Annotated in this window: 18 protein-coding genes; 8 read left to right on the top strand and 10 right to left on the bottom strand. The window is 65.7% G+C overall.

Annotated elements, in window-relative coordinates:
* Positions 1 to 249: 249 nt before the first annotated feature.
* On the top strand, positions 250 to 969 hold the full coding sequence (locus tag MKW15_RS13235) for a Clp protease N-terminal domain-containing protein (protein WP_240858767.1): 720 nt from the start codon (positions 250 to 252) through the stop codon (positions 967 to 969).
* Between the two features lie 4 nt (positions 970 to 973).
* On the opposite strand, the gene MKW15_RS13230 is transcribed toward MKW15_RS13235, so the two are convergent.
* Both MKW15_RS13230 and MKW15_RS13225 read right to left on the bottom strand, forming a co-directional pair.
* A complete protein-coding gene (locus MKW15_RS13230) occupies positions 974 to 1,402 on the bottom strand; it encodes a pyridoxamine 5'-phosphate oxidase family protein (protein WP_240858976.1) in 429 nt (142 codons plus the stop codon).
* Positions 1,403 to 1,488: 86 nt separating this feature from the next.
* On the bottom strand, positions 1,489 to 3,231 hold the full coding sequence (locus MKW15_RS13225; RefSeq protein WP_240858764.1) for a glycerol-3-phosphate dehydrogenase/oxidase: 1,743 nt from the start codon (positions 3,229 to 3,231) through the stop codon (positions 1,489 to 1,491).
* Positions 3,232 to 3,321: 90 nt separating this feature from the next.
* Here MKW15_RS13225 and glpK point away from each other — a divergent pair, with 90 nt between their 5' ends.
* Positions 3,322 to 4,809, top strand: coding sequence for a glycerol kinase GlpK (gene glpK, locus MKW15_RS13220; protein WP_240858974.1), 1,488 nt, complete (start codon positions 3,322 to 3,324; stop codon positions 4,807 to 4,809).
* Positions 4,810 to 5,133: 324 nt separating this feature from the next.
* Here glpK and MKW15_RS13215 read toward each other — a convergent pair whose 3' ends face one another.
* The 5 genes from MKW15_RS13215 to MKW15_RS13195 all read right to left on the bottom strand — a co-directional run bounded on the left by MKW15_RS13215 (position 5,134) and on the right by MKW15_RS13195 (position 10,041).
* The gene (locus MKW15_RS13215) at positions 5,134 to 5,688 is read right to left on the bottom strand and encodes a DUF3558 family protein (protein WP_240858763.1); all 555 of its coding nucleotides are present in this window, start codon (positions 5,686 to 5,688) and stop codon (positions 5,134 to 5,136) included.
* A gap of 98 nt (positions 5,689 to 5,786) precedes the next feature.
* The gene (locus MKW15_RS13210) at positions 5,787 to 6,185 is read right to left on the bottom strand and encodes a hypothetical protein (RefSeq protein WP_240858761.1); all 399 of its coding nucleotides are present in this window, start codon (positions 6,183 to 6,185) and stop codon (positions 5,787 to 5,789) included.
* 109 nt (positions 6,186 to 6,294) lie between these two features.
* Entirely contained in the window at positions 6,295 to 6,726 is a 432-nt protein-coding gene (locus tag MKW15_RS13205; RefSeq protein WP_240858759.1) for a hypothetical protein, read from the bottom strand.
* A 2-nt stretch (positions 6,727 to 6,728) separates the two neighbouring features.
* Complete coding sequence (locus MKW15_RS13200; RefSeq protein WP_240858757.1) at positions 6,729 to 8,042, bottom strand: hypothetical protein; 1,314 nt, start codon at positions 8,040 to 8,042, stop codon at positions 6,729 to 6,731.
* A 595-nt stretch (positions 8,043 to 8,637) separates the two neighbouring features.
* Positions 8,638 to 10,041, bottom strand: coding sequence for an NAD(P)H-quinone dehydrogenase (locus tag MKW15_RS13195; protein ID WP_240858755.1), 1,404 nt, complete (start codon positions 10,039 to 10,041; stop codon positions 8,638 to 8,640).
* A gap of 275 nt (positions 10,042 to 10,316) precedes the next feature.
* Between MKW15_RS13195 and MKW15_RS13190 the strand changes: the two genes are divergently transcribed.
* Entirely contained in the window at positions 10,317 to 10,799 is a 483-nt protein-coding gene (locus MKW15_RS13190) for a gamma-glutamylcyclotransferase (RefSeq protein ID WP_240858749.1), read from the top strand.
* Here the strand turns inward: MKW15_RS13190 and MKW15_RS13185 are convergent, their stop codons facing one another.
* Both MKW15_RS13185 and MKW15_RS13180 read right to left on the bottom strand, forming a co-directional pair.
* Positions 10,800 to 11,966, bottom strand: a complete 1,167-nt coding sequence (locus MKW15_RS13185) for an amidohydrolase (protein ID WP_240858747.1) — start codon at positions 11,964 to 11,966, stop codon at positions 10,800 to 10,802.
* Positions 11,967 to 12,003: 37 nt separating this feature from the next.
* Entirely contained in the window at positions 12,004 to 12,699 is a 696-nt protein-coding gene (locus MKW15_RS13180; protein WP_240858744.1) for an enoyl-CoA hydratase/isomerase family protein, read from the bottom strand.
* A 119-nt stretch (positions 12,700 to 12,818) separates the two neighbouring features.
* Between MKW15_RS13180 and MKW15_RS13175 the strand changes: the two genes are divergently transcribed.
* The 3 genes from MKW15_RS13175 to MKW15_RS13165 are packed head-to-tail and all read left to right on the top strand — an operon-like array spanning position 12,819 to position 15,011.
* Positions 12,819 to 13,622 carry a purine-nucleoside phosphorylase gene (locus MKW15_RS13175; protein ID WP_240858742.1) on the top strand — a complete coding sequence of 268 codons (804 nt, stop codon included), beginning with the start codon at positions 12,819 to 12,821 and terminating at the stop codon, positions 13,620 to 13,622.
* 4 nt (positions 13,623 to 13,626) lie between these two features.
* Positions 13,627 to 14,226: a hypothetical protein gene (locus MKW15_RS13170; RefSeq protein WP_240858740.1), complete on the top strand. Its 600-nt coding sequence runs from the start codon at positions 13,627 to 13,629 to the stop codon at positions 14,224 to 14,226.
* Positions 14,223 to 15,011, top strand: coding sequence for an ABC transporter ATP-binding protein (locus tag MKW15_RS13165; protein ID WP_240858738.1), 789 nt, complete (start codon positions 14,223 to 14,225; stop codon positions 15,009 to 15,011). The genes MKW15_RS13170 and MKW15_RS13165 overlap by 4 nt, the downstream gene beginning before the upstream one ends.
* On the opposite strand, the gene upp is transcribed toward MKW15_RS13165, so the two are convergent.
* On the bottom strand, positions 15,008 to 15,631 hold the full coding sequence (upp, locus tag MKW15_RS13160; RefSeq protein ID WP_240858730.1) for a uracil phosphoribosyltransferase: 624 nt from the start codon (positions 15,629 to 15,631) through the stop codon (positions 15,008 to 15,010). The two genes, MKW15_RS13165 and upp, sit on opposite strands and share 4 nt — an antisense overlap.
* Positions 15,632 to 15,702: 71 nt before the next feature.
* On the opposite strand from upp, the gene MKW15_RS13155 reads away from it, so the two are divergent.
* Both MKW15_RS13155 and MKW15_RS13150 read left to right on the top strand, forming a co-directional pair.
* Entirely contained in the window at positions 15,703 to 16,032 is a 330-nt protein-coding gene (locus tag MKW15_RS13155; RefSeq protein WP_240858728.1) for a type VII secretion target, read from the top strand.
* Positions 16,032 to 16,997: a C40 family peptidase gene (locus MKW15_RS13150; RefSeq protein WP_240858724.1), complete on the top strand. Its 966-nt coding sequence runs from the start codon at positions 16,032 to 16,034 to the stop codon at positions 16,995 to 16,997. The genes MKW15_RS13155 and MKW15_RS13150 overlap by 1 nt, the downstream gene beginning before the upstream one ends.
* Positions 16,998 to 17,004: the final 7 nt, after the last annotated feature.

Here is a 17,004-nt window from a genome sequence, read left to right as displayed (position 1 = left end):
CACGTGGCCCCCTGCCCTCCACCCGCTCCCCATCCGATCTGAGATGGTGGCGGTCCCCCTGAGCATGCCCCTTCCGCTCCCTGAGGTGCGAGCGGAGCGAGCCTCGAAGGGCCTGGTGAGACGGCATTCTCAGCTCACCAAGGGCTTCGAGGCTCGTGAGCTCGCGTTCAGCCAGCGGCAAGGGGCGCCGCCCTGCCAGCTCGTCAACCCAGGGTTGACGACCAATGCCCGTCAACCTAGAGTTGACGCATGCCCACAGACAACAAACCCCTGACGAACGTCCGGCTCGACGACCTCATCGACGGCATTCGTGCCGTCCATACCGATCCGCTCGAACAACTCTCCGGGGCTGTCATCGCCGCACAGCACCTCGGCGACCTCGCCGACTCGTTGATCGGACATTTCGTCGATCAGGCCCGACGCACCGGCGCGTCCTGGACGGCGATCGGCTCGAGCATGGGCGTCAGCAAGCAAGCGGCGCAGAAGCGATTCGTCGGACAATCTCCCGCGGCCCCTGCCGAAGCTGCGTCGAATCCGTTCGCCCGCTTCACTCCTCGCGCACGCAATGCCGTCGTGAACGCGCACAACCTGGCCACCTCCGAGCGCTCGGAATACGTCACCACGGCGCTGCTCGGTCGGGGGGTTCTGGGCGAAACCGAGTCGCTGGGGGTAGCCGCTCTCCGATCCCTCGACGTAGACACGGACGCTGTGGCCCAACAACTCTCAGCGATCAACGCGCCAAGCGAGGCCGAACCGCGAGCGCTCATCCCGTATGACGATGCCGCCAAGACGGTGCTTGAGGAGACCGTCCGAACCGCCGAGCGCCTCGGCCACAATTACGTCGGAACCGAACATCTGCTGATCGCACTCTTTGCCGACCCCACCGTGGGACCGATCCTCGTCGATGCCGGCACAGGTGCCGACGCCTTCGAGGAGGCCGTGCTGGATCGGTTGTCGGAGTTGGCCTGAGAACTCAGCCGTCGGAGGTGTACCGCTCCGGCTCCTCGCCGAAAGTGAAGTCCCGACCGGTGATCTCTTCGACCGCGATCTCCACGTAGTTGTACTTGAGCGTGGGGATCCACGGCTTCAACGGAGTCTGGTCGGCGGCCTCGATCTCGCGATGAGACTGCAGGACACGTGCGGTGCCCTTCGCGATGACACTCCAGCCACTGACGCCGTCGTGGCTGTCGGCTTCGAAGGCGACATGCTCGTTGGCGGTCAGCTCGTAGAGCTTGGTTCCTTCTGCGGTGCGGAACAGGATGCGCCCGTCGCCGGCGTAGAAGTTGATCGGGAAGATGTCGGGAAGTCCGCCGAAACTCAGTGCGATCCGGCCGAGTTCGACTTGAGAAAGCCGATTCCACGACTCATCGACGGTCAATTCCTTGATCGGGTTGTCCACCATGACCTGTCTTTCTCCCATATCTCATTGTTCACCCGCCGAGGTTACCGGGCACAGAGCCCAAGGTCCCGCCTAACGCCCCGTATTCATCAGCCGTCAACCGGGACCGGCTCCAGGATCTCCGCACGTGCCTCCGGTGCGGCCGCACGCAGTGCGTCGGCCGACTCGTCGTCGGGCTGCGTCTGCGAAGCGACTTCGGCCTCGACGCGAGCGCGGTAGGTATCGATCTCGAAGGCGATGTCCTCGGGACTCCACCCGAGCACGGGCGCCAGCAGTTCGGCGACCTCTTCGGCGCAGCCGACGCCGCGGTGCGAGTACTCGATCGCGATGCGGGTGCGTCGGGCGAGGACGTCCTCGAGGTGCAGCGCCGCTTCGTCGATGGCCGCGTACACCACCTCGACCCGCAGGTATTGCGGTGCGGCCGCGATCGGTCGCAGCAACGACGGATCGCCGGCCGCGTAGTACAGCACGTCGTCGATGAGTGAGCCGTAACGATTGAGCAGTCGGCGAATCCGGTACGGGTGCAGTCCGTATCGCTGTCCGAGGTGTTCGCACTGGTTGATCAGGGCGAAGTATCCGTCCGCGCCGATGAGGGGTACGCGTTCGGTGATCGACGGCGCCACCCGAGTCGGGATGAAGTCGTTGCATGCGTCGACGGCGTCGGCCGCCATCACCCGGTAGGTGGTGTACTTGCCGCCCGCGATCGACACGAGACCGGGCGCGACGGTGGCAACGGCATGTTCGCGCGACAGCTTGGACGTCTGGTCGTCCTCCCCCGCGAGCAGCGGTCGCAATCCCGCGTACACGCCTTCGATGTCGTCGTGCGTCAGGGAAGTCACGAGCACCTGGTTGACCCGCTCGAGGATGTAGTCGATGTCGGCGCGGGTTGCGGCCGGGTGCGCGAGGTCGAGGTTCCAGTCGGTGTCGGTGGTGCCGATGATCCAGTGCGTCTCCCATGGGATGACGAACAGCACCGAGTTGGCGGTCCGCAGGATGATCGCGGTCTCGCTGACGATGCGATCGCGCGGCACCACGATGTGTACCCCCTTGGAGGCGCGCACCTTGAAGTGGCCACGCTGTTTCGACAGAGCCTGCACCTCGTCGGTCCACACGCCCGCCGCGTTGATCACGCAGTGTCCACGCACCTCGGTGACCTCGCCGTTCTCGGTGTCTCGGACACGAACACCGAGCACACGGTCGGATTCACGGAGAAATCCGACCACCTGGGTGGAGGTTCGGATGACCGCACCGTAGTTGGCCGCGGTGCGCGCCACCGTGAGGCTGTGGCGCGCGTCGTCGACGACGGTGTCGTAGTAGCGGATACCACCGATCAGCGAGTCGCGTTTGAGCGCCGGAGCCACTCGCAGAGCACCGGACCGAGTGACATGCTGTTGTCCGGGAACTGATTTGGCTCCACCCATGCGGTCGTACAGAAAGATGCCCGCCGCGACATAGGGCCTCTCCCAGACGCGCTGCGTCAACGGGTACAGGAACGGCAGCGGCTTGACCAGGTGTGGGGCCAGTAACCGCAGCGACAGTTCACGCTCGCGTAGCGCCTCACGGACCAGGCCGAATTCCAGCTGTTCGAGGTAGCGCAGACCGCCGTGGAACATCTTCGACGACCGACTCGACGTGCCCGACGCGATGTCGCGGGCCTCGACCAGCGCGACACGCAGACCGCGAGTGGCGGCGTCGAGCGCCGCACCCACACCGACGACACCACCACCGATGACGACGATGTCGAATTGTTCCGCTCCGAGCCTGCGCCACGCCTCCTGGCGATACAGCGGGCCCATATCCGCAGGTCGATCCGGATTGAACTCGGTATCCATGATCATCGAGCCTAATTGATCTCGCGCGGATTGCAGTGGCAGCGAACCGGCGCGTGCGACACTGGCTGCGTGGGCAGCGAAAACACCTATGTGGCCGCGATCGACCAGGGCACCACGTCGACCCGAGCGATGGTCTTCGATCGCCGGGGGCGAGTGGTCAGCTGCGAGCAGATCGAACATGAACAGATCTTCCCCAAGGCGGGATGGGTGGAGCACGACGCGCAGGAGATCTGGCGCAACACCCGCCGGGTGACCGCTGCGGCCCTGGCGTCGGCGGATCTGAAGTACGACGACATCGCCGCGTGCGGGCTGACCAATCAGCGCGAGACCACGGTGATCTGGGATCGAGAGACCGGCGTGCCGATCCACAACGCGATCGTGTGGCAGGACACCCGCACCGGCGATCTGTGCACCGAACTTGCCGGCGACGACGGCCCGGGCCGTTATCGGGACAAAACCGGCCTTCCGCTGTCCACGTACTTCGCCGGCCCCAAGGCGCGGTGGATACTCGACAGTGTCGAGGGCAGTCGAGAACGCGCGGAGAACGGCGAACTATGTTTCGGCACAATGGATTCCTGGATTTCCTGGAATATGACCGGCGGTGCCGACGGCGGATTACACATCACCGATGTGACGAACGCGTCGCGCACGATGCTGATGGACCTGCGCACCCTGTCCTGGGATGAGTCGTTGTGCGCGGATTTCGGCGTCCCTGCCGCGATGTTGCCCGAGATCCACAGCTCCGCAGAGGTTTACGGCCCGCTGCGCGAGCACGGCTCGTTACCGGGCGTTCCGCTGGCCGGCATCCTCGGCGATCAGCAGGCGGCAACCTTTGGTCAAGCGTGCCTGGAGCCCGGCGAGGCCAAGAACACCTACGGCACCGGCAACTTCCTCCTTCTCAACACCGGTACCGAGCCGGTGTTCAGCAACCACGGCCTGCTGACCACCGTGTGCTACCGCATCGGCGACCAGGACGCCCGATACGCGCTGGAGGGGTCGATCGCGGTGACCGGGTCTCTCGTGCAGTGGCTGCGCGACAACCTCGGCCTCTTCTCGCATGCTTCCGAGATCGAACAGTTGGCCACACAGGTCGATGACAACGGTGGCGCCTACTTCGTGCCCGCCTTCTCCGGCCTCTTCGCGCCCCGTTGGCGTTCGGACGCACGCGGGGTGATCGTCGGCCTCACCCGTTTCGTCAACAAGGGCCACCTGGCCCGAGCTGCTTTGGAGGCCAGCGCTTTTCAGACCCGAGAGGTCATCGAGGCGATGCAGGCCGACTCCGGTGTGGAGTTGTCGACCCTCAAGGTCGACGGCGGCATGGTTGTCAACGACCTCCTCATGCAGTTCCAGGCCGACATCCTCGACGTCCCCGTCGTCCGACCGGTCGTCAACGAGACCACCGCCCTCGGCGCCGCCTACGCCGCCGGCCTCGCCGTCGGCTACTGGGACAGCGAAGACGAGATCCGCGCCAACTGGGCCGAGGACAAACGCTGGGAACCGTCGATGGACGCGTCAGAACGAGATCGCCTGTACAGCGAATGGAACCGAGCGGTCGAGCACAGCTTCGACCTCGCGTAAGTCGCGTAGCCCCTGCCGGTCGAGGAGCGGCGAGTGAGCGCAGCCGCCGGGTTGAGGAGCGGCAAGGGAGCGGAGCGACCATGGCGCGTCTCGAAACCAACCCGACGCGTATCGAAACCCGCGCGAGCCGAAAATGTCGGCGGCCACCGACCCTGAAAATAGGGGAAGAACTTCCTCCCCTATTTGTGGAGTCCTCCCCCAGAAATTCCTCAGGGAAGACTCCAAAACTAGGGGACGAGTTTTCTTCCCCTAGATTTTTTCCATCCGGTCGAGCCAAAGACTTCGCATTTGCAGGACGCCCCGGGTCGGCTCCAAATGGACGGCCTACCTTGGAATTTTATCGATAGTTGCACGCGTGAAAGCGAGTGCAAAATTGCAGTTTTCAGACACATCCTTGTCGTCTCGATCCAGAGCGGCATCCGTGAACACAAGTGCACGCCCAGACACAGTAATAGTTGCGCAATGATCAACCCCGAGCGAGAAAACGGCAACCGTGCGGCCGTCGATCATGCGATCCGGGAACCATCGAAAGTCATCGAATATCGCCTTGTACCCGTCGAGATCGGATGCGCCAGAGCCGGCCAGATTACCAACGTACTGCGATGCCGAAGCCCGTCTCCGATTCAGAACATCCCACTCACATCCACGAACCGTCTGGTGATCGGCAACCGCAGCATCACTCACCGACCGTGGATCGAGTCCAAGTGAAGCCAGGACACGATCCGACACGCTCGTACACGGCTCGTACTGTGTACCGTCGTTGTTGCTACTCCACCGATTCGGAAAGACGGTCATAAAAGGGAGTCTCCGACCAGCGTCATCCACCTGACGAATCGACGGTCGTGACAATGAATTCGTGGTGGTAGATCCGTCACTCACTGGAACTCCATTGACGGTACAACCAGTCAGGAGAGCGAGTGCGATTGAAACAATTGCCCACACGGCTCCAGCACTCTGAGAACCAGACGGACTAGAGTTCACGTTTGAATACTCGCCGATGCCGAGATATCGCAACCGTCAAGCCTCGCCCCTGCGTGGCGGCAGTCGATCGCAAGTTGCTTCATTTGCGTTCTCTGGTCACTTAGCTCGGCCTGCCATGAGTCAATCGCGGTTCTAACACGCTCGTACATCTTCTGGCCTTCAATGCAGTCGCCGAAATAGTTCGCCGGAACAGCTCGATTCAGATTCATAATTGCCTGCTGCAACGTATCCGCAGCCGCCTCCGCCGTCCTCGCTCGCCCTTCCCAGTCCTCAGTCGAGAACCGGACGACGCCACCTGGGCCGTTAGGACCGCGCCGCACGGAGTCAATGTCCGAAGCCTCGTATCCGGGCAATTGAAGGCCCATATCGTCGTTGGACGTGTAGTTGTCTCCCACCCGACCTCCCCCGTATGCGCCATCGGCTGCCGATGTAACGATTGTCGCAACACTACCTTGGATCGTCGACCGATCCACCGGCGGAACGAGATCTGTGGATCAAACCCTGTCACACCACGAAGTCGGCCAGAATACCCACGACTCCGCCGGTCCCTCCCATTGCCGCGGCCGCCTCGTACACGGACTCGCGGAGCACGGTTCGAGGTTCCTGGCTCTCCGAATCGATGGTGATCATGATGCATTCGAAGGCGCGTGCGCGGCGAAAGCTCTCGCGCTGTTTGTCGATGTCGCCGCGTCGCTGGTGAACGAACGCGTCGAGGTCGTGCTGGGCGACCACCGAACGCACATGTGCGCGTGATCGTTCCGACGCGGTCCCACGTTCACGCCACTGTGTCAGCGCCTCCGCGATCTCGGGCGAGTGCACATCGGCGACGTCGATGACCGACGCGGTGAGCAGCGCCAGGCACTGCGGGATGTCTCCGTCGGGAACGCTGTCGACCAGTCGTGCGACGCCTCCGGGCAGCCGTTCAACTCGGTGCATGCCTACGCCTCACGCTGTTCGACCGGCTTCTCGGGTGCAGGTGTGGTTGTGGGTGTAGGGAGCCGAAGATCCACCGAACCCTCATCTGCAACCGTCTCATTCGGCGCCGGGACGCTCGCGGCAGGCGCAGCACGCGGCGCCCAGTCGCCGATCACCGGTGGTCCGACGAGCGGCAGGTCACCAACGATCTCCTTGCCGTTGTCGTCGCTGTGGAGGTAGATCGCGGGAGTGTGCTTCTTGTCGTCCGAGCGTGGCCGTCCAGCGCCGTGAGGTACACCGGGCGTACCCGGTCGCTGGGCGGCCCCGGGATTCGAATTCGGTGTCCCAGCACCGGGATTGGTTGCTCCCCCGGGCGCTCCGGCAGGCGGCACGAGCCCAGGCGGTATCACCGGGCTCCGCGGTCCACCCGGCACGAGACCCGCGGGAACGCCACCGCGCGGAATGTTGTTGGGAGCGCCCTTGCCAGGGCCGGGTGGGTGCCGGTTGTCGATGTTGGCCGGCACGACGTTCGGCGTCCCCCGGCCTCCGCGGTTCAACGAGTCCGGATTGCGGTCGGGCGAACCAGGATTCTGCCGCGACGGGTTGTTCGTGTTAGTCGTGTCGACGGGGGTCGTCCGGTTCGGCGAGTTCGACGACGGCGACGGGCCGCCAGTCGGCGTCGGTCCGCTCCCCGGGCCGTTGGGTCCGCCGCCGGTGATGTCGGTTGTGTTGGCCGTCTGGCCGCGAGAGTTCGACGAGTTGTCACGGTTCGGGTTATTCGGGTCGGTCGAACCCAGGTTGCCGATGTTGCTGAGTTCCCTCGAAGCAGAGTCATCTGTTCTCTCTGCAGGCAGATTCGCTTGGGCCGCGAGCATGGGATTGCTGTAGGTGCTGTCCATCGCTGCACGGACCGCGGCGCGCGCAGCGGCCGAATCCTCCGGATTGTCGCGCACGTGCTCTTGGAGAGCCTGAAATTGTGGCGCGAGCGCGGCCGCGTCGCCCGCGATCTGGCCACCGCGTTCGACTGCGTCCACGACCTGCTGTCCTCTGGTCGCACTCGTGTCTATTGCGTTGGCAAGCAGACGTGCGCGGGTCACGCTTCCGTCCGCCGCGCGCCCGAGCATGAGGTCGGTTCCAAATGCACTGTTCATCTGGTTGACCGCCTGCTTTACGAGACCCGGGGTACCGGCGAACGCCTCGGCGTCGCCGCTGGCATTTCCGCGGCCCATCTTCGCCAGAATCCCCAGCACCTCGCCGATGCTCATCGTCTCCCAAGCCGTCCGCTGCCCGTCGATGTTGCCGGGCGCACCCTTCATCTGATCTAGCGGATCGCCCACGACACCCCCAACGGACCGGAATTCGGTTCTGACGGACCATACCCCGCGATCACCGACGATGGCGATCGCTCGCGGCGTTGTGCACAATTCGGTTGCGTCGGGAACTGCGCGACCATGACGGCGTCGGACAGGCAGCCTTCCTACTGCTCATCGATTCCGTCCCCGCTCATTGGATCAGCGCCCTCGGCCGACGTCGTCGGCGATCGTGGAGGCGGGAAGAGCGCCGCTGCCCGGGACGTGGCTCGGAACCTTGCGAAATGGCGACACTCACGACACCCGGTGCCGAACTGGAGAACGCTAGTGCTGCAGCACTCGCATTCTCCAAATCAACTCGCGTTCTCTCAGATCGACGCGGCAGGTGGCCGGAGCGAAGCCCAGGCCGCGACTACCAGCCAGGTCATTGCGGCAATCCGCGTGAACTCAGGCCACACCTGTGTCGAATCAGGTCATCTGGGTGCTGCAGCACACAGATTCTCCAACACGACACAGGGTGTCCGTCGCGCCTCCCGGATCGAACGATGACAGGTCACATTTCCCCAGCTCACAGCGCCAACTCTCCCAGTCAGAGAGCGATGAGGTCACCTGACCGACGCGATCAGTCCAGATCGTCGTGCCGTACCAATTGCCGGGCCGCCTCGGTCACCGATCCCGACAGTGACGGGTACACCGACAGGGTCGCCGCAAGGTCGCTGACGGTCAGCTTGTTTTGCACCGCGAGCGCGATCGGAAGGATCAGCTCCGACGCCGTGGGCGCGACCACCACGCCACCGATGACCACGCCGGTCGCCGGTCGGCAGAAGATCTTGACGAAACCGCGTCGAAGACCGCTCATCTTCGCCCGAGGGTTGGTGGCCAATGGCAGCATCACGGTGCGGGCGGGATATTCGCCGGCGTCGATGGCGTTCTGCGACACCCCGACCGTCGCGATCTCCGGACGCGTGAAGATCGCCGACGCAACGGTTTTCAGCTTGATCGGCGACACACCTTCGCCCAGGGCGTGGTACATCGCGATCCGGCCCTGCATCGCGGCGACCGACGCCAACGGGAACAGTCCCGTGCAGTCGCCGGCCGCGTAGATGCCGGTGACCGACGTCCGGGACACCCGATCGACCCGGATGTAGCCGCCCTTGTCGACGTCCACCCCGGCAGCCTCGAGTTCGAGCGAGGTGGTGTTGGGCACCGAACCGACCGTCATCAGCACATGCGATCCGGTGACGGTGGAACCGTCCGCGAGATAGGCGGTCACCGAATCGCCGTTGCGCTCAACCTTGTTCGCCCGTGCGTGCTTCACCAGCTCGACACCTCGCTCGGCGAGGGCCTCCTCGAGCACCAGCGCGGCATCCTCGTCTTCGTGCGGCAGCACACGGTCGCGGCTCGACACCAGAGTCACCTTCACACCCAATTCGGTGTAGGCGTGCACGAATTCGGCACCGGTGACACCCGATCCGACCACGATGAGGTGCTCGGGAAGATCTTCCAGGTCGTAGAGCTGACGCCAGGTCAGAATCCGCTCACCATCGGGTTGGGCGTCGGGCAGGATGCGCGGCGAGGCGCCCGTCGCGAGCAACACCACGTCACCGTCGTAACGCTGGGTGCTCCCGTCGGACAGAGTCGCCAGGACCCCATGCGTGGAGACACCCACCTGGGTCGGCTCCAGCGTTGCGGTACCCGACACCAGGGTGACGCCCTCGCTGATCAACCGGGAACGGATGTCGGCGGATTGCGCGAAGGCCAGATCGCGGACACGCTGATGGATCTGCGGAAGGGTCACGAGGGTGTCGTCGGTCTTGATGTTGATGCCGAGGTCGACGGCCCGGCGCACCTCGGTGCGGATGCCGGTCGACGCGATGAACGTCTTCGACGGGACGCAATCCCACAGCACACACGCGCCGCCGATCCCGTCCGAATCGATCACCGTGGTGTCCGCGCCGTATGCGGCTGCGGCAAGCGCCGCCTCGTAACCGGCCGGTCCACCACCGATGATGACGATCTTGGTCACAATCACTCCTGTTCCGGCCATCCATGGCCCTCGTCGAGCCGGCGACGATCTTGGGCTGGTCACTGGCTCGAAGTACCGGCGTGCGCCCTGTCCAGGGTATGCCCGGACGCCCGGTCGTCGACGACGGGATGGTCGGGCCGACGCACTGAAGGACCCGGTGCGACTGCGGTGCACGACGCCTTGTCGTAATACGATCGTCGTGGCCCGGGTCAACGTGGCGCGATCGGAGTCCGTTTTCGCGCCACTCCGTCGAGAAAGAGCAGGTCAGAGGCGACATGCCCATTTATGCGGCTTACGGTTCGAACATGCATCCCGAACAGATGGCCGAGCGCGCCCCGCACTCGCCGATGGCGGGGACCGGATGGTTGAACGGGTGGCGCCTCACCTTCGGCGGCGGGGACATCGGTTGGGAAGGCTCGTTGGCGACCGTCACCGAGGACCGCGACAACGTCGAGGCCAAGGTGTTCGTGGTGCTCTACGACGTGCCCGTCGAAGACGAGGACTACCTCGACCGCTGGGAAGGCTCAGAACTCGGCATCCACCGCAAGGTGCGCGCGCGAGTCGACACCGCGGACGGACCCGTCCTCGCGTGGCTGTATGTTCTCGATGCTTTCGAAGGCGGCTTGCCGTCGGCCCGCTACCTCGGTGTGATGGCCGAGGCCGCTGAGATCGCGGGCGCACCGGCCGAATATGTCCAGGATCTTCGGCTTCGGGAGTCCCGCAACGTCGGCCCCGGACCGGGCAGCGTAGAAGGCTGATCAGACCCCGGCGCCGGGCCCGACGATCAGTCCGGCGAGCGCGCGGACCCCGATTGCGAGTGCGCGTTCGTCGATGTCGAAGTTGGGTTGGTGCAGGTCCCGCTGCACCCCCATGCCGTCCCACACGCCGAGCCGGCCCATTGCACCGGGCACGTGCTCGAGGTACCAGGAGAAGTCTTCGCCACCCGCGGACTGCGGGGTGTCGGCGACCGCGTTCGGACCGATCGCCTCGATCGACCGCTCCAGCATCTCGATCGCGTTCTCGTCGTTGACGACGGGTGGCACGCCGCGGAAGTAGGCCAGGTCGTACTGCACGCCCAGCGGCGCGACCAGTTCGCCGACGATGCTGCGGACCAACGGTTCCAGCTGCGCCCACGTCGCATGCTCACCGGTTCGAACCGTCCCGCGCAGACGACCTTCCTGCGGAATCGCGTTGGGAGCACTGCCGGCGTTGGCCGCGCCCCACACCATCACCGTTCCCGAACGCGGGTCGACGCGACGCGACAGGATGCCCGGCAGACCGGTGATCAGCGTGCCCATCGCGTAGACGAGGTCACCCGTCAGGTGCGGGCGCGATGTGTGCCCACCGGGTGATCGCAGTTGCACGTCGATGTGGTCGGCGGCCGACGTCAACGCACCGGCGCGCAGCCCGACCGTCCCGACGGGCAACCGTGGATCGCAATGCAGCGCGAAAATCTTGCTCAGGCCCGTCGTCACCCCGGCGTCGATGGCGTCGAGAGCGCCGCCCGGCATCACTTCCTCGGCGGCCTGGAAGATCAGCCGCACCCCCACCGGCAGCGGTTCGGCCTCGACGAGCAGCTTGGCGACCCCGATCAGGATGGCGGTGTGCGCGTCGTGCCCGCAGGAGTGCGACACCCCGTCGACAGTCGAAGTGAACGGCAGCCCGGTGTGCTCGGTGATCGGCAGGGCATCCATGTCGGCGCGCAAACCGATCCGCGCCTCCCCACTCGGTCCGAGGTCGCACACGACGCCGGTTCCGAGCGGGAGCCGACGCGGATTCAGGCCGACCGACTGCAGCTCGGTCATCACCAGCTCGGTGGTCCGCACCTCTTGCCGCGACAGTTCCGGGTAGGCATGGATGGCCCGGCGCCACGCAATGAGGTCGGTGCCGTGCGCGGCCAGCCAGGATTCGATCAGATCGCCCATACGATCACCCGACCTCGTCGAGACACGGCCACGCCGCTCATAGCAGTGAACTCGGTGTCGGGACAGCGAGATCGTCGAGCAATGGCGTGCGCAGTCCGCGCTTGATCAGAGCGAGGTTGGGACCGGCCAGGGCCGCGCGTGCGGTGGCGACCTCGGTGGCGCGGTCGACGAGTTCGGCTGCGGCGACCGCCTCTTCGACGATCCCTGCCGACGCGGCATCGTCAGCGCCATACCGACGGCTGGTGAGCATGGCCTCGGTGGCCGCCGCATCCGAAATCCGGGTGCGGACGAGCGCTGCCATACCCCGCGTGAACGGCATGTTCAGTGCTGCTTCGGGCAACGACCAGAATCCCCGCTCGGTGCGCATCAACCGATGGTCCGCGCATAGCGCGAGCATTGCGCCCGCCCCAAAGGCGTGACCGTTCAGGGCGGCGATCGTCGGCACCGGCAACGTCAACACCGTGGTGTAGAGCGCATGTACGCGGTCGAGGTAAGCGGGCAGGCCGGTGGGGTTGGCAAAGACGTAGTCGGTGTCGAGGCCGTTGCTGAAGTACTTGCCGGTCGCCGTGATGATCACCGGCTTGGCCGCGGCCGCCACGTCGTCGAGCAACGCCGTGACGGTGTCGAGCCAGTCGAGGCGGAAGCGGTTCTCGGGATTCGATTCGTCGAGTTCGACCCCTTCGGTGCCCAGATACAGCTCGATGACGTCGCCGTTGGTCTTCAGGTAAGGCATGCGAGAACCATATCGCCTGGACCTGATCCGACTAGTCGGCACCGCGTACACCGCATCCACCCGCGTCCCAGGACGTGTCTCCCAATCCCCTTGGCGAGACACGTCCTAGTGTGGGCGGCATGGATCCCACCGTCGACGCCGACGCCGCGGCAGCGGTCGCGGCCGCCACCATCGCCGCCGAGACCGATGCCGCAGCGCACGACGTGGCCGTGGTACTAGGTTCGGGCTGGGCACCGGCTGCCGAGGCTTTCGGTACGCCCGTCCGATCGGTCTCGATGGCGTCGATCCCGGGCTTCACACCACCGAAGGCGGCCGGACACGGCGGCATGATCCATTCGGTGCGGATCGGCGATCGCCGCATTCTGCTCCTGCTCGGCCGTATTCACGCCTACGAGGGGCACGATCTCGCACGAGTGGTGCATCCGGTGCGTACCGCAGCAGCGACCGGGGTCAGCACGATCGTGCTGACCAACGCGGCAGGCGGATTGCGCGCCGACATGTCGGTGGGTCAGCCCGTGCTGATCTCCGATCACCTCAACCTCACGGCCCGCTCGCCACTCGTGGGCGCGCAGTTCGTCGACCTTGTGGACGCCTACTCACCGCGGTTGCGCGAGGTCGCCCGCCGCGTCGACCCCGACCTCGCCGAGGGCGTGTACGCGGGTCTGCCCGGCCCCCACTATGAGACGCCGGCCGAGATCCGGATGCTGCGCACCCTGGGCGCCGATCTGGTCGGGATGTCCACGGTGCACGAAACCATCGCTGCCCGCGCCGCCGGCGTGGCGGTCCTCGGGGTCAGTCTGGTCACCAACCTGGCGGCCGGCATGACCGGCGAACCGCTCAGCCATGCCGAGGTCCTCGACGTCGGACGGAACTCGGCAGCCCGGATGGGCGAGTTGCTGGCCCAGATCATCGGGGAGGTGTGAGCCGATGACCTACCCACCGGGCAGCTATCCCCCGCCGGGGTCGTACCCACCACCGGAACGGTCACCTTGGTCGTCACCGGCGGTCATCGCGGCCATCGTCGCCGGCGTGCTCATTCTGATCGCCGGTGTCCTCGGCGCGCTTGTGTTCATTCCCGGCGACGACGAGAACAACAACACGGCAGCCACATCGTCGCCCTCGGCAGTGACCAGCACTGTCACGCAGAGTCGGACCACCGCGGACACGACCACCGAGACCACCACCGTCGCGCCTCGCCCGACACCAACGGTGCCCGGCACCGATTCCTTGGGTTTCGTGAACGGTCCCCGCTGCAACGACGCCGGCGATCAGGTGGTCATGGTCGGGCAAACCTCGCGGTCGCGGGTGATCATCTGTCAGGTCGGCACCCAGACCGGACGCTGGTACTACAAGGGTTCCGCTCCGGAAGGCGACATCGAGATCGGCTACCCGACGAAATCAGGCAACACATTCATCGTGCAAAACGAAGGCGTCGTGTACACGATCTCGCCGAGCAGTCTGCTCATCACCCAGGGTGGATCGACCCTCGCGAACGAACCGATGCTCCAGCACTGGGCCGCGTCGTGACCGACCCCGTGTTGCGAGCCGAGCACCTCGACGTCGTGCGGTCCGGACGCCTCCTCCTGGACGACGTGAGTCTCGAGGTACACCCCGGAGAGCACTGGGCGCTGCTCGGACCCAACGGCGCAGGCAAATCGACCCTGATGGCCATGCTCGGCGCCCGCGAACACCCGACGCGCGGCACCGTTGATGTCCTCGGTCGACGGATCGGACGCGTCGACATGCGCGAGTTGCGCATGCATATCGGCCACGTCGACCCACGGTGGCGCATCGACGTGCCGCTGACCGCCCACGAGGTGGTGCTGACCGGTCTCACCAATACCCCGGAGCTCGACCGCCGGCATCGATACGACGACGCCGAGCATGATCGCGCCGACGCCCTGCTCGCGCTGCTCGGCATGTCCGACCGTCGCGATTCCGTCTGGACGGTGATGAGCCAGGGCGAACGTGGACGCACACTCATCGCCCGCGCGCTGATGCCGACTCCCGCGCTGCTCCTGCTCGACGAGCCGGCTACCGGCCTCGACCTCGCCGCCCGCGAGAAGCTGTTGGCGGGCATCGACCAGTTACGTTCGGACGTCACCGATCTCGCGACCGTGCTGGTGACCCATCACCTCGAAGACCTGCCCGCCAGCACCACGCACGCGATGCTGCTCCGCGACGGCGTGGTGGTGGCGACCGGACCGGTGGACGACGCCCTCACCTCGACCACGATCAGCAAATGTTTCGACCATCCGGTGACCGTGACACGCAACGCCGGCCGCTGGTCGGCAGTGTCCGACGCCGGTTAGCGCGGGCCGAACTGACGATCGCCCGCATCACCGAGACCGGGGACGATGAAGAAGTCGTCGTTGAGACCATCGTCGACAGCGGCCACCACCAGACGGACCGGATGCCCTGATTTCTCTAGTGCTGCAACACCTTCGGGAGCAGCGACCACACAGACAGCGGTGATGTCGGCGGCTTTGCGGGCCACCAGGAGTTCGATCGTGTGCAGCAGCGAGCCACCGGTGGCGAGCATGGGGTCGAGGACGAAGACCGCTGTCGTCGACAGGTCGTCGGGCAGCGACTCCAGGTAGGGCACCGGCTGCGCCGTCCGTTCGTCACGCGCGACACCGACGAAGCCGACGTGCGACTCGGGCACCATCGCGTGGGCCTGCTCCACCATGCCCAGTCCCGCCCGCAACACCGGAACCAGCAACGGCGGATTGGCCAGCCGCGAACCCGCGAACTCCGACAACGGGGTGCGGATGGGCACGTCGGCGACGGGCGCGCCGGCCAACGCCTCGTAGATGAGCATCTGTGTCAGATCCGACAGCGCCGCACGGAAAGCGGCGTTGTCGGTCTTCTCGTCGCGCATGGTGGTCAGTCGGGCGGCCGCGAGCGGGTGGTCGACGATGAGGCACTCCATGGCGAACACGATATGACGTGCGCGAACCTGGCGCTCGGAACCGAGTGCGGGTCCGCTGCGTCTGATCTTTTATGAGCCAACTGACCATCGATTCGCCATCCCTGCGAACCTTCGCCGCTGCGCAGCGATCCGCCGCGGCCGACACCCACGCGGACGCGGCCCGGCAACGCAGCGCCGTCACCGATCTCGCCATCACCTTCGGGCTGATCGGCGCCGAGTTCCTGTCGGCGGCAGTGCAGGTGTTCGAGCTCTACACCCGGCATCTGGACACCACCGCCAGACAGCACGACGCGGTCTCCGACAAGACCGAGCGCGCAAACACGACGTACAACGCCCGCGATTGCCGGTGCGGCAAGGACATTGCCGGCGACACCACGCCCGACGCTGCGAGGAAGGCCTGATGCTCACCGTCGAACTTCTCATCGCTCCGCTTCGGCTGCTGATCACCGCGCTCGGCACCGGCGTGCTGCCGGCCGGCAATCCCGCCGATCAGGTCCGCACGACCACAGCGAATCTCACGCACACCCGCGAGCGATCGGCGGCCTCCGTGCGTGGTCTCGGCGATGGTTGGCGTGGCGAAGGCGGAGATGCCGCCCGACGAGCGACCATCAACACACAGAACCGGAACACCGCCCTGCGCAACGACGGCGTCGAGTTCTCGCGGATCGTCGAAGACGCCAGTCGCAAGGTCAAGGTCGCCTCGACCGCGCTCAACACACTGGTGGATTCGTTCGAGCGGATCGCAACCGCACTCGGGCCGCAGCTGTACACCCCGGCCGGGCTGGCGACCATCCTGCCGGTAGCCATCGATCATGTGACCCGCGGCATGGAGATCGTCGGTCGCGCACGGCATGAACTGAAGGCCGACACCACCAAGATGTTGGCGTTGGCCCGGCACGTCGCGCCCGCCGAGGTGGCGCCGCCCGGCGACCGGATCACGAACGACCGGACCACAAACAACGACCACCCCGGCGGGCGGATCCCGATCACTCTGCCCGACGGCTCGACCGCCTACGCGCCGAACGAACGCGCCGCCAAGGCAGTACGCGCCGCCCTCTCGCAGCGCGGCGTGCGCTACCAGTGGGGTGGCACGACACCGGACGGCTTCGACTGCAGTGGACTCACCCAGTGGGCGTATCGCCAGGCCGGTCTCGAGCTGCCCAGGCTCGCGCAAGATCAGGACACCGCCGGCGTCCAGGTGTCACAGGCAGATCTGCAGCCGGGTGATCTCGCCGTCTGGTCGGGTCACGTCGCGATGTACATCGGGAACGGGCAGATGGTGGAGGCAGGCAATCCGGTGCAGGTGTCTGCGGTGCGGACGACCAACATGTCTCAGACATTTGAGGGGTTCTATCGCCCCCGATGAACCACGC

This window comes from Gordonia gummivorans, from assembly GCF_022513585.1.
Classification (GTDB): Bacteria; Actinomycetota; Actinomycetes; order Mycobacteriales; family Mycobacteriaceae; genus Gordonia.
The sequence above is the reverse complement of the archived record's forward strand: the minus strand, read 5'-3'. Positions and strand labels throughout refer to the sequence as shown.